Source organism: Kutzneria sp. NPDC051319, assembly GCF_040682195.1.
Classification (GTDB): Bacteria; Actinomycetota; Actinomycetes; order Mycobacteriales; family Pseudonocardiaceae; genus Kutzneria.
Genome location: NZ_JBFBAM010000006.1, coordinates 96,394 through 107,822, shown reverse-complemented (window position 1 = coordinate 107,822; position 11,429 = coordinate 96,394). Strand labels below are relative to the sequence as shown.

Sequence of the window (11,429 nt, the reverse complement as noted above, 5' to 3'; positions counted from 1 at the left end):
TGCTTTCGGTGTGACGCTAAGCGGGACTCGCGGGGGTGCTCAGCAGGATCTGGAACAGTTGTTGCAGGGTTTCGGCGAGGGTGGGCTCGTCGGCCTCGTTGAGGGCGGTGCTGCCGATCACCTTGCGCATCAACCAGAAGCCGTTGATCAACGCCAGTGCGATGGCCACGTTGGGACGAGGGGCTCCAGAGACCTCCAACGCGTGTTTCTCCACGTGCTTCTCGATGCCGGCACGGAGAATCTCGGCGGCGCGGGGGTTGGCGGCCGAGCGCAGCGCCAGCAAGAAGGGGTCGAGGGTGTCGGCCTCGGGGGCGGTGCGGCGCACCAGGGCCGAGGCGATGTCCCGGGCCAGGGTGCGAGGGTCGCTGCCCAGCACGGTCCGCTCGGCCACGGACACGTCCACGACCTCGGCGAACAGCCCCTCCTTGGAACCGAAGTAGCGGTTCACGAGCATCGCCGTCACGCCGGCCGACGCGGCGATCTCCCGCACGCCGACGCCGTCGTACCCGGACCGGGTGAAGGCCTCCACCCCGGCCCGCAGGATCGCCTCCCGCGTTGCCGCCGCATCCCGCCGATGAACCATGTCTACGAGTGTAGACTATGCTCAAGTCTACGGGTGTAGACACCATCGGGAGTAATCATGGATCTGAAGCTGAAGAGCCGTCGAGCGCTGGTGACGGGATCGAGCTCGGGGCTGGGCGAGGCGATCGCCCGGCTGCTGGCCGAAGAAGGCGCCGAGGTGGTCGTGCACGGGCGCGACCGGCAGCGCACCGAGGCCGTGGCACGGGAGATCGGGGCGTCGGTCGCGCTCGGCGACCTGGCCACGGATGCCGGCGCGGACGCGGTGGCCGAGGCGGCCGGGGAGATCGACGTGCTGGTGAACAACGCCGGCGCCTACGACACCGTCGGCTGGCACGAGTCGACCCCGCAACGGTGGCAGGACACGTACAACGTGAACGTGGTGGCCGGGATCCGCATGATCCACCGCCTGGTGCCGGGCATGACGGCCCGCGGCTGGGGCCGGGTGATCCAGATCGGCGGCGGCCTGGCCGTGCAGCCGATGGCCATGCAGCCGCACTACAACGCCACCCTCGCCGCCCGGCACAACCTCGCGGTCTCGCTGGCCCGGGAGCTGGCGGGCACCGGCGTGACGTCCAATGTCGTCGCCCCGGGCGCGATACTGGCCGAGGCGACGCGGGAGCTGCTCATCGGCCTCGCGCCCAGCCATAGCTGGGGTTCCGAGTGGGCGGAGATCGAGGCCAACTCGGTCCGCGACTTCGTGCCCAACGACATCGGCCGGTACGGGCGGCCCGAGGAGATCGCCGGCGCGGTGGCCTACCTCTGCAGCCCGTACGCCGACTACGTCAGCGGCGCGACGCTGCGCGTGGACGGCGGCGCGATCCGGTCGGTGGCCTGATTATCCTGGCCGAATGCTGGAGGCGTTGGGCCTGACCACGGCCGAGGAACGGGTGTACCGGGCGGTTGTCCTCGGACACCGGGCGGGGCCGTCGGAGATCGCCACACAGCTCGACATAACGCCGTCGGCGTTATCCCCGCTGCTCGACGATCTGCTGGACAAGGGCCTGATCAGCCGGGTCGGCGGCCACTACGTGCCAGCGCCGCCGGACGTCGCCCTCGGCCCGCTGCTCGTGCACGGCCAGGCCGAGCTGGAACGGGCGCGGGCCGCCGTCGGCCAGCTGGCGGAGCAGTACCGCAAGGACGTGCGGCGGCGGGATTCCACGCAGCTGGTAGAGGTGCTGACCGGCGCGGAGGCGATCCGGCAGCAGGCGATGCAGCTCCAGCGCGAGGCCCGCACCGAGATGCTCTGGTTCTGCCGCACGAACCCCATCGCCATGACGTCGGCGGAGAACGAGGAGGAGTTCCGGGCCCTCGCCCGCGGCGTGCGCTACCAGGTCGTCTACGAGTCGGCTCTGCTCGGGGAACCCGGTGCGCTCAAAGGCCTGGCCGACGGCATCCGAGCCGGCGAGCAGGCACGGACCGTGGACACGGTGCCGGTCCGGCTGGCCATCGCCGATCGCAAGGTGGCGCTGTGCCCGCTCGGCGACGAGGCCGATGGCGAGCCGACCGCCGCCCTGGTGGAGGGCACGAGTCTGCTGACGGCGCTCATCGCCCTGTTCGAGAACTACTGGAACCGAGCCGCGCCAGTGCACATCGACGGCAACGGCGGTCCGCTCACCGCCGACGAGGCGCGGCTGCTTTCGCTGCTCATCGGCGGCGTCAGCGACAAGTCCATCGCCACGCAGCTCCAGGTCAGCCAGCGGACCGTGCAGCGGCGGGTGCAGGACCTGATGCGCCGGGTCGATGTCCGCAATCGGATGCAGCTGTCGTGGCAGATCGGCAAACTCGGCTGGTTGGACGGCGCCGCCGGGCCCGTGGCGAGCCCGGCGGCGTCCGATCAGCGCACTGCCAGGCGGTAAACGCCGCTGCTGCCCGTGCCGACGAACAGCCAGTCCCGGGTGGCCAGCAGCGACCGGACCTCGTGGTCGGGCAGGCCGGTCAGCTCGGTCCAGTGCTGGCCGTCGCCGTGGAACAGGCCGGAACTCGATCCCACGTAAAGGGATCCGTCCGTCCCGACGGTGACGGCATCGTAGTCGGCGGCAGGAACCCCTTGCGCAGCGGCGAAAGTCTTGCCGCCGTCACGGCTGATCTTGACCAGGCCGTCGCCCACCGCGACGACCTGCCGGCCGGTCACGGCGACGTTCTTCACGTTGCCGTCGAGGACCTTGGTCGCGGTCACGCCGGAATCGGTGCTGCGGAAGAGACCCTTGGGCGTGGCGATCCACACCTCGTTGCCAGCTCCGGCCGCCACGGCCCAGGCGCCCTCGGCACCGTCATATGCTTGCGGCGTCAGGGTTTTGCCGCCGTCCGTGCTGGTGTACAGGCTGGCGCCGGTGAGGTAGGTGGCGATGTAGAGCTTGTTCGGGTCGCCGGGATCCACGGCGATCGACCGCGACGACCCCGGCACCGGGCTGGTCTGCTGCTGCCAGCTGGTTCCGTTGTCGTGCGACCGTTCCAGCCAGATGCACTCGTCGGGACAGAAGCCGATGCGCACCCGCACAACATCCTTGCCCGGCAGCGCCGCCACTCCGCCGATCACGTTGCCGATCGTCGCCGGCGCCTTGCCCGTCCAACCCCAGTCCTGGTAGCCGGTCGGGGGTTTCGCGGCCATCGAACTCGTCGAGCGGTAGCTGTCCACCGAAGTGCCGGCGACCAGCGACGACCCGGAGATCGCCATCGCGCCGACGCTCACGGCCGGCACGCCGATGCGGCGGAACCGGGCCGAGTCGGTGGTGGTGTAGATGCCGGCGGCCGCGCTGATCACCAGCTCGTGCGGGCGGTCCGGGAAGCTGCCCAGGTCCGCGTACAGGTCCAGGGTCGGCAGCGCCTTCGGCTCGGACGTCCAGTGCCGGCCGTTGTCGTGGCTGACCCAGGTGTTCTTGCCGGCGTTCGGGCCGTCCGGCGACGGCTCCAGCGTCTGCGCCTGGATGTCGCCGCTCGGCGTGACGCCGAGGAAGCTCACCCAGTCCGTGCCCCACGGACCGGTCATCCCCCGCTAGCTCCGGCCGCCGTCGGTGGAGATCACCGCGCTGCCGTCCCGTTCCTGCGACGCCACCACGAGCTGGCCGTGGGCGCCCAGGTGCTCCACGAAGATGTCGCCCGGCACGGGCAGCTTCGTCGTCTTGGACCCTTCGATGCGGAACACGGCGTTGTCCGTGCCGACGAACAGCGCAGTGCCATCCGCGACCAGCCGCTTGGCGCCGGCCGGCGAACCCGGCAGCAATGCCCAGTGCGCGCCACGGTCGTCGCTGCTGAACACACCGGACACCCCGGCGGCGTAGACCCGGCGGCCCAGCACCGTGACGTCGGTGATGTCGGCCTTGTCGTTCAGCACCGGCCGGAACGTCTTCGCGCCGTCGGTGCTGCGGTAGATGTGGCCCTGACCGCCGCCCAGCTGGCTCGCCGCCACGTAGACCACGTTGGCGTCACGAGGATCCGCCGCCAGGTGCGTGCCGCTCACGCCCGACGCGAACGGGGTCGGCGGCGCCCAGGTGACGCCGTGGTCGTCGCTGCGGAAGACCGCGCGGGCCCCGTCCGGCAGGACGTAGAGTCTCGACGGCGCCGCCGGTGTGAACGCCAGATAGCCGCCGCTGGCGTTCGGGCCCATCGACAGCCATGACGGGGCCTTCGCCGCGGTCGCCGGCACGGCCAGCGCCACGGAGAGCCCCATCGCGAGCAGTGCTCGTCCCAGGAATCGATGCATCTGCCCAGGATTGGCCAGTCGACGGCGCTTTGTCACCGGGCCGGCGTGTCCGAACCACGACACGTCGCAACTCCGCCATGTCGGCCCCGCTCAGTCCTTTGCGGACGCCGTGACCTCGGTGATCGCCCGTCCGAGGATCGCCTGCTCGTCTTCGGGCAGCGAGCGGCCCGCGTGCACCATCTGCAACGCCGTCAGCAGCGCCACCCGGTCCTGCGCGCCGCCGAGGTCGCCCAGGTACGACGGCAGCAGCAGGCCCAGCGCCGTCAGATCGGCCCGGGCACACAGCTTGGCCAGCAGTTCCCTGAGCGCTTCCGACTCGGACGTCGACCGCAGCCCCTTGGCCACCGCGTAGCGGATCCCGTCCCGATACGGCCCGGACAGCGCGTCGTCGCCGCAGTCCGCCGCCCGCTGGTAGTGCTCGCGGGCCTTGTCCGCGTTGCCCAGCTCTTCGTTCGCTCGGGCCAGGTTCAGGTGCATCGACGGATAGAAGCCGGTCACCCGCTCGTCGCCGACCCGATCGGCCCGTTCCAGGCAGACCGTGTTCCAGTGCAGGACACCTTCGGGCGTGTCCTGGTGGCGGGCCACGTAGTGCGCCGCCACGCAGGCCTCGAAGTCGTCCGTCGCCACCGCCCAGGCCTGGTGGAACAGCTCCCGCGCCTCGTCCGCCCGGCCCTGCGCCTCGGCCTGCATGCCTTGGCCGCACAGCTGCACGACCGGGTTGTTCGGATCCATGCCGTCTAGAGTAGCTAGACGGTCTCATATCGTCTAGATGTGCTAGACGGTTGCCCCGACCGTCCACTGTAGACGCTTCGAGGCCGCCCTATAGTGCTCGCGTGGCAGCACAATCCGGCGCGGACGACCGCCAGGGCATCCAGTCCGTCGAGATCGCGATGACCGTGCTCGACGCCATCGAGCGGGGGCGGGGGCCGATGAGCCTGACCCAGATCGCCGCCGCCTGCGACATGGCGACCAGCAAGGCCCATCGTTACCTGGTCAGCCTCAGCCGCGCCGGGCTCGTCGCCCAGGCCCGCAGCTCCGGCCTCTACGACCTCGGCCCCGCCGCCCGCCGCCTCGGCGTCGAGTCCCTGCGCCGCATGGACGAGGTCGGCCTCGCCTCCGAGTACCTGCCGTCGCTGCGCGACCGCACCTCTCATGCCGTCAACCTAGCCGTGTGGGGTGATCACGGTCCCGTGCTCGTGCGTTGGGAGTACGGCGTCCATCCGCTGCCCATCACCATCCGCATCGGCGCCACCATGCCCCTGACCACGTCGTCGGTGGGTCTCGTCTTCCTCGCCCACCTGCCTTCGGCGCTGACCGCTCCCCTCCTGGGCGACCACGACCCCGCCGGCGTGGCCGCCGCCCGGCAGGCCGTCCTCGACCACGGATTCGCCCACACCAGCGAGGCCATGATCCCCGGCGTCACCTCCGTCGCCGCCCCAGTCCTGACGGCGTCGCTGCCCCTGGCCGTGGCCTTGGCCCTGCCGTCCCGCACCGACGCCTCGGAGCTGTCGGCGGTCACCGCCGACCTGGTCGAGACCACCACCCGCATGTCCGCCGAACTCGGCGGCGCCGCCTAGCCCCTGCCCGCGCCCTCCACGCCTTGACACCTTCACCGCCGCGCGCTCCACGCCTTCCCGCCTCCACCGCCTTTACCTCCGCGCGCCGGCCGCAACCCTTTCGTGCCCGCTCCACACCTCTCCCCCACTCCCCTTCCGCCGCGGGCTGGCCGCGACCCTTTCGTGCGCGCTCCACACCTCTCCCCCACTCCCCCTTCCGCCGCGCGCACCTCTCCCCCGCCACCGCCTCCTCGCCTTTTCCGCCGCGCGCTCGGCACCCCCTCCCGCCACCCCCTCCTTTTCGCCACATGCGCTCCCCAGGTGGCGCCTGGAGGCAAGTGCGGAGCGCATGTGACGTTTGCCTTCGCTAAGCGGGGGCGGCGGCAGGGCCGTCGGGGGTGGGTCACTCGAATCGAGCAGCGGGCGGGTCTCGACAGCGGGATTCACTACTCGTAAGCTCGCTCCACATTGGTGAATCCCAACGGCGGGAGGAACGGTCATGTCCACGAGCGTCGTCGAGGTGTCCGTCGAGCCGGTGCCGGAGGCGCGGGCCGACAAGGTGTGGTTCCGCTGGTGTGCCCGGCACCCGGTGGCGTCGGTGCTGGTAGTCGGGTTCGTCGCCACCCAGATGGCGACCACGCTGGGCTACTTCATGCCGGCGATCGGGCTGCCGGAGCTGCCCTGGCCACTGCACAACGGCATCGTGGCGGCGCCGAACACACCGGAGGGCACGGCGGCCTCGTACGCGGTGGGGCAGTTCATGCACTACCTGGACGGCATGGCGTTCACGCTGGTGTTCGCCTTCCTGGCCCACCCGGGGCTGCCGTTCCGGGACACCGAGGCCGGCAACTTCCTGAAGGCGCAGGTGTTCTGCACGATCCTGACGCTGATCGCGATCACGCTGCTGGTGCCGTTCGTCTACGCCCCGGGCAAGGGCTTCGGCATCCTCTCGTTCGGCCACGGCTGGCAGTTCCCGTTCGCGGTGTGGCTGTGGCACCTGATCTTCGGCGCGCACATCGCCGCCCTCTACAACCCGGGACGGGTCCGCCGCCAGCTCATCGAGGACCGCGTTTCCGTCTGATCCGACCACGCGCCGAGAAGAGGAGAACGACCGTGCTGGGGAAGATCGCGCTTGAGGAGCACTTCGCGACCGAGGAGACGATCGGCGACTCGCAGCCGTACGCGCCGGCGGAGTCCTGGCCGGAGCTGCGGTCCCGGCTGCTGGACATCCAGGACCGGCGGGTGCGCGAGATGGACGAGAACGGCGTGGAGCTGATGCTGCTGTCGCTGAACTCGCCGGCGGTGCAGGCCGTTCCGCACACCGCCAAGGCCGTGGACCTCGCTCGCCGGGCCAACGACTTCCTGGCCGAAGAGGTCGCGAAACGGCCGGACCGGTTCCGTGGCTTCGCGGCCCTGCCGATGCAGGATCCAGAGGCGGCTGCCGAGGAGTTGCGGCGCGCGGTTGTCGACCTCGGCTTCGTCGGCGCGCTGGTGAACGGCTTCTCCGAGATCGACGAGGACGGCTCCACCACTCACTACGACACCGACGGCTACCGGCCGTTCTGGGCCGAGGTCGAGCGCCTGGGCGTGCCGTTCTACCTGCACCCGCGCAATCCGCTGCCGCGGGACGCCCGGGTGTACGGGGAGCACCAGTGGCTGCTCGGCCCGGCCTGGGCCTTCGGCCACGAGACGGCCGTGCACGCCTTGCGGCTCATCGGCTCCGGCCTGTTCGACGCCCATCCCGGCGTGCGGATCGTGCTGGGGCACCTGGGCGAGAACCTGCCCTATGGCCTGTGGCGGCTGGACAACCACAACGCCTGGCACGGCCGGCGGGCGCCGGGCTACCGGGCGCGGCGGGCGGTGGCCGACTACTTCCTGGCCAACTTCCTGATCACCACGTCCGGCAACTTCACCACCCAGACCCTGGTGTCGGCCGTCATGGCCCTCGGCTCGGACCGGATCCTGTTCTCCACCGACTGGCCCTTCGAGAACGTCGACCACGCCGCCCGCTGGTTCGACTCGGCCGCCATCAGCGAGACCGACCGCCACAAGATCGGCCGCACCAACGCCCTCCGCGAATTCAACCTCGCCCCCTGACCCACCGCGAGTCCCGCTCTCGGACACCCATGAAACCGGTTCAGACACCCCCGCGAGTCCCGGCTAGCGTCATACCGAAAGCACGAAACGGATTCGCCCTTTCGGTGTGACGCTGAGCGGGACTCGCGGGGGCTTCGGCTGTCGGGCCCCCTGCGTAGACTCCGACGAATGGGAGTCAGCAGCGCCGTGTTCCACCGGGTCGTGGACGCGCTCGCCGAGGTGGAGAGCTCGCAGGCGCACGACTGGACCTCGTTCAGCGTGCGCGGCAAGCGGTTCGGCTACTACTGGCCGCGGACCGAGACCGTCGGCCTGAAGCAGACCATCACCGAGCAGCAGGCGCTGGTGTCCGAACGTCCCGAGGTGTTCGAGGAGCAGTACACCTCGGGCGGCTTCGGCTGGGTCGTGGTGTACCTGGACGGCGTCGAGGCCGACGAGCTGGCCGAGCTGGTGTACGAGGCGTGGCGGCTGAGCGCGCCGGAGGAGCTGGCCGACGAGCTGCCGTTCGCCAAGGTGGCCAAGGCCTTGCCGCGCCGCCGGAGCAAGGTCAGCCGGTGAGGTCCTCCATGCCGATCAGCCCGTCCTGAATGGCCCGCTCCACCAACGCCGCCTTGGTCCGGGCGGGCCGGCCGGTGTTGGCGTACTTGATCCGCACCCGGTCGATGTAGGTCTCCACGGTTTTGATCGACACGCCGAGTTTGCCGGCCACCAGACGCTTCGAGTCGGACTCGAACCACGCGACCAGCGTCTCCATCTCCCGCTCGGACAGCTGCGGGCGGCTGGGCCGGCGGTCGGTGCTGATCGCGCCGCCCAGCGACGGCGACGTGTAGGGCAGGTCCGCGGCGGCGGCCCGGATCGCCGGGATCAGGTGGTCGGGCCCCTCGGCCTTGGTGAGATAGGTGAACACGCCGAGGTCGAGGCAGGTCAGCACGGTGTCGCGGTCGGAGCGCTGGGAGTAGACGATCACCTGCCGGCCGGCGTCGACCAGCCGCTCCAGCTCGCGGAAGGCCGGCGGCCCGCCGAGTTGGAGGTCGAAGATCACCACCCGCGCCGAGGCGCCGGGCTCGGTCCAGGCCCGGCCGATCCGGCCGTCGGCGTCGATCAGCTCGACCGGGGGTGTGGCGGCCGCGCACCACGCCTTCACCCCGGCCGTGATCGCGGGGTGGTCGTCGATGATCATCGCGGTAATCAGCTCTGCCACGTCGCTTTCACCCACAGGCGGTCCTCGTCCTCAACGGTGGTGATCATCACGGCGCCGTCGGCCCGCGCGGGAATGCCCGCCGCGTCACCGTCGGCGACCACGCTGACCGATACGCCCGAATCTGTGCCCAGAACCGTAACGCGCGCCCAATTCCGTGCGGTGCTCAGTACCCGCACCGGCGCCTCGGTCAACCCTCGCCGCACGGCCAGGGAGAGCCCGGGCCAGCTGCCCTGCGTCGACAGGTCGACCAGGACTCCCCGCCGCTCGGCCATGTCCACGCACGCCTTGAGCTCGTGCAGCAGGTGGTCGTCGACGTCGTCGCCCTCGGCGAACAGCCGCCGCATGCGGGCGGCGGCGATGGCGCAGTCGCGGCGGGTCTGGTCGGCCGCCGGGTCGCGCGAGCCGTCGGCCAGGCCCGTGAGCAGCGGCCGCACCTCGGCGTCCAGTTCCAGCGAGCGCCGGCGACGGTCTTCGTGCAGGCGTGCCGCAATCGCCTCGGACGCCCGCACCGCCGCCTCCGCCTCAGTCGCGCGGGCGGCGGTTCGCGCGGCGTACCGGCACATCCACGTCGCCGCGCCGGCGGTGACCTGGAACGCGCCGATCGTCACGACGTCCGTGCCGACGTTGATCAGCACCAGCGGTGTCAGGTCGCCGCCGAGGGCGAGGTGCACGAAGTTGGTGGCGAAGTGCGCCGCCAGCACGGCCAGCAGCACGCCCAGGTGGTGGTCGACCAGCAGGATGACGGCGATCCAGCCGATGGCGTCGATCGGCCAGTTCGCATAGCCCGGCACCTCGGCCACCGGGATGAGGGCGTTGACCAGCACCGAGATCGCCAGCGTCAGACCGAGGGCGGGCCAGCGCCAGGCGCCCCACGACCGGCCGCGCACGATCAGCACGCCTTCGGTGGCCAGCAGCGCGATCAACGTCAGGTAGGCGGCCACGACCGGCCACGCGACGAGGTACACGTCCAGGTGCGTGATCAGCGCCGGCAGGTCGAGCGCGGTCAGGTCGGCGGTGGCGACGATCAGGATGGCGATCCTGAGGCGTCCTCGCATCCGCTGCACGGTGTCAGCCACGATCCCACTCCAGCCGCACGGTGGTGCCCTCGCCCGGCGCGGAGGTGATCACGGCCCGGCCGCCGGCCGCGGCGAGGCGGTCGACGATGGAGTTGGCCACGCCGCGGCGCCGTTCGGGCACGCTCTCGGGGCGGAATCCCTTGCCACGGTCGGTGATCACCACCGAATCGACGGTGATCACCACCGTCGCCGAGGTTTCGCCGGAGTGCCGGATCACGTTGTTCAGGGCCTCCCGCAACGCGCCGCGGACGGCCGTGGCGATCTCGTGGGGCAGCGGCAAAGCATCCGGCGCGGTCAGGTCGACGGCCACCCGGCTCGCGTGGACGACCTCCAGCAAAGCCGGCAACGCGTCTCCCTCGGCGACGTCGAGGTTCTCGCCGGCCAACGCATCGAGATCCCGCCCGGCCTGTTCACGAACCCACTGCCGGCTCGATCCGACCTCGCCCAGCCCCACCATCAGCAACGTTGTCGCCGCCGTGTCGTGGAGCATCGCGGCGTTCGCGCGTTCGTCGGCACGGACGGCTTCCGCCACGGCGGCCTCGCGCCGCGCCGCCACCGCCCGGGATTCCTGCACGTCGGCCGCCCGCGCCGCCTGTATGAGAAGTGTGTTCAGGACACGGGAAAGGATCGCCTGCACGGGCGTCCACGCCCCGATCGCCGCCGCACCGACCCACAGATCCGGCGCGGTCCACCATGCCCCGACCAGAAACGCCACGGTCACCACCGACGCCGACACCAGGCCCGACACCGGTTTGGTGTGCCACTGGTGGAACACGACCGCGACCGACACGAGGGTGATCACCCAGCCCTGGCCGTTGCCGACCGACAGCGGCGGCACCGTCCACGGCTGCAACAACCCGACCACACTCAGCACCGCCACGTCGGCCCAGGCCAGGCCGGGCGGCGGCCCCTGCCACAGCCACCTCGCGTACAGCACGCTCCACGCCGAGACGGTGATCACGATCACCGTGGTGCGCAGCTCGTGGCCCGACGGTGCGGACATCACACCCAAAAGGCCCCCGACCAGGGCGACGACCAGCCGCGCCACCGCCAGAATGCGCAGCGCGGCGCGCGTCAACTGTCCCTCGACCGACCCACGTGTGGGGTGTTCACCCGACATCATCGGCACGGAGTATGGCGCATCGTTGATGTCGGACGGGGAACCGCTTGCGGGGGGACACCGGGGCGAGGAGCTGTCCGCGGGGGAGCAGTATCGAAGA

Annotated in this window: 13 protein-coding genes; 6 read left to right on the top strand and 7 right to left on the bottom strand. The window is 71.0% G+C overall.

The window, feature by feature from the left end:
• Window positions 1-16: 16 nt before the first annotated feature.
• A complete protein-coding gene (locus tag AB0M73_RS07880) occupies window positions 17-583 on the bottom strand; it encodes a TetR family transcriptional regulator (RefSeq protein WP_363888302.1) in 567 nt (188 codons plus the stop codon).
• A 57-nt stretch (window positions 584-640) separates the two neighbouring features.
• On the opposite strand from AB0M73_RS07880, the gene AB0M73_RS07875 reads away from it, so the two are divergent.
• Complete coding sequence (locus AB0M73_RS07875) at window positions 641-1,417, top strand: SDR family NAD(P)-dependent oxidoreductase (protein WP_363888300.1); 777 nt, start codon at window positions 641-643, stop codon at window positions 1,415-1,417.
• A 13-nt stretch (window positions 1,418-1,430) separates the two neighbouring features.
• Entirely contained in the window at window positions 1,431-2,438 is a 1,008-nt protein-coding gene (locus AB0M73_RS07870; protein ID WP_363888298.1) for a LuxR C-terminal-related transcriptional regulator, read from the top strand.
• On the opposite strand, the gene AB0M73_RS07865 is transcribed toward AB0M73_RS07870, so the two are convergent.
• From AB0M73_RS07865 to AB0M73_RS07855, 3 genes are all read right to left on the bottom strand, one after another.
• A complete protein-coding gene (locus AB0M73_RS07865; RefSeq protein ID WP_363888296.1) occupies window positions 2,417-3,568 on the bottom strand; it encodes a hypothetical protein in 1,152 nt (383 codons plus the stop codon). The two genes, AB0M73_RS07870 and AB0M73_RS07865, sit on opposite strands and share 22 nt — an antisense overlap.
• 6 nt (window positions 3,569-3,574) lie before the next feature.
• A complete protein-coding gene (locus AB0M73_RS07860) occupies window positions 3,575-4,282 on the bottom strand; it encodes a hypothetical protein (RefSeq protein ID WP_363888293.1) in 708 nt (235 codons plus the stop codon).
• Between the two features lie 90 nt (window positions 4,283-4,372).
• The gene (locus AB0M73_RS07855) at window positions 4,373-5,014 is read right to left on the bottom strand and encodes a hypothetical protein (protein WP_363888291.1); all 642 of its coding nucleotides are present in this window, start codon (window positions 5,012-5,014) and stop codon (window positions 4,373-4,375) included.
• A 101-nt stretch (window positions 5,015-5,115) separates the two neighbouring features.
• Here AB0M73_RS07855 and AB0M73_RS07850 point away from each other — a divergent pair, with 101 nt between their 5' ends.
• From AB0M73_RS07850 to AB0M73_RS07835, 4 genes are all read left to right on the top strand, one after another.
• The gene (locus AB0M73_RS07850; RefSeq protein ID WP_363888289.1) at window positions 5,116-5,859 is read left to right on the top strand and encodes an IclR family transcriptional regulator; all 744 of its coding nucleotides are present in this window, start codon (window positions 5,116-5,118) and stop codon (window positions 5,857-5,859) included.
• Window positions 5,860-6,337: 478 nt separating this feature from the next.
• Window positions 6,338-6,919, top strand: a complete 582-nt coding sequence (locus AB0M73_RS07845; protein ID WP_363888286.1) for a hypothetical protein — start codon at window positions 6,338-6,340, stop codon at window positions 6,917-6,919.
• 32 nt (window positions 6,920-6,951) lie between these two features.
• A complete protein-coding gene (locus AB0M73_RS07840; protein ID WP_363888284.1) occupies window positions 6,952-7,935 on the top strand; it encodes an amidohydrolase family protein in 984 nt (327 codons plus the stop codon).
• 168 nt (window positions 7,936-8,103) lie between these two features.
• Window positions 8,104-8,490 (top strand): MmcQ/YjbR family DNA-binding protein, encoded by a 387-nt coding sequence (locus AB0M73_RS07835; RefSeq protein WP_363888281.1) that lies wholly within the window; start codon window positions 8,104-8,106, stop codon window positions 8,488-8,490.
• Here the strand turns inward: AB0M73_RS07835 and AB0M73_RS07830 are convergent.
• The 3 genes from AB0M73_RS07830 to AB0M73_RS07820 are packed head-to-tail and all read right to left on the bottom strand — an operon-like array spanning window position 8,480 to window position 11,287.
• A complete protein-coding gene (locus tag AB0M73_RS07830; RefSeq protein WP_363888279.1) occupies window positions 8,480-9,133 on the bottom strand; it encodes a response regulator in 654 nt (217 codons plus the stop codon). The genes AB0M73_RS07835 and AB0M73_RS07830 overlap by 11 nt on opposite strands.
• Window positions 9,121-10,209, bottom strand: a complete 1,089-nt coding sequence (locus AB0M73_RS07825; RefSeq protein ID WP_363888277.1) for a hypothetical protein — start codon at window positions 10,207-10,209, stop codon at window positions 9,121-9,123. Before AB0M73_RS07825 ends, AB0M73_RS07830 begins: the two co-directional genes overlap by 13 nt.
• Window positions 10,202-11,287, bottom strand: a complete 1,086-nt coding sequence (locus AB0M73_RS07820; protein WP_363888275.1) for an ATP-binding protein — start codon at window positions 11,285-11,287, stop codon at window positions 10,202-10,204. Before AB0M73_RS07820 ends, AB0M73_RS07825 begins: the two co-directional genes overlap by 8 nt.
• Window positions 11,288-11,429 lie beyond the last annotated feature (142 nt).

Excerpts from the sequence above, each read along its gene's own strand:
- AB0M73_RS07855 (WP_363888291.1), bottom strand. The coding sequence starts at position 5,014 with ATGGATCCGAACAACCCGGTCGTGCAGCTGTGCGGCCAAGGCATGCAG.
- AB0M73_RS07875 (WP_363888300.1), top strand. The coding sequence starts at position 641 with ATGGATCTGAAGCTGAAGAGCCGTCGAGCGCTGGTGACGGGATCGAGC.
- AB0M73_RS07860 (WP_363888293.1), bottom strand. The coding sequence starts at position 4,282 with ATGCATCGATTCCTGGGACGAGCACTGCTCGCGATGGGGCTCTCCGTG.
- AB0M73_RS07835 (WP_363888281.1), top strand. The coding sequence starts at position 8,104 with ATGGGAGTCAGCAGCGCCGTGTTCCACCGGGTCGTGGACGCGCTCGCC.
- AB0M73_RS07870 (WP_363888298.1), top strand. The coding sequence starts at position 1,431 with ATGCTGGAGGCGTTGGGCCTGACCACGGCCGAGGAACGGGTGTACCGG.
- AB0M73_RS07865 (WP_363888296.1), bottom strand. The coding sequence starts at position 3,568 with ATGACCGGTCCGTGGGGCACGGACTGGGTGAGCTTCCTCGGCGTCACG.
- AB0M73_RS07880 (WP_363888302.1), bottom strand. The coding sequence starts at position 583 with ATGGTTCATCGGCGGGATGCGGCGGCAACGCGGGAGGCGATCCTGCGG.
- AB0M73_RS07845 (WP_363888286.1), top strand. The coding sequence starts at position 6,338 with ATGTCCACGAGCGTCGTCGAGGTGTCCGTCGAGCCGGTGCCGGAGGCG.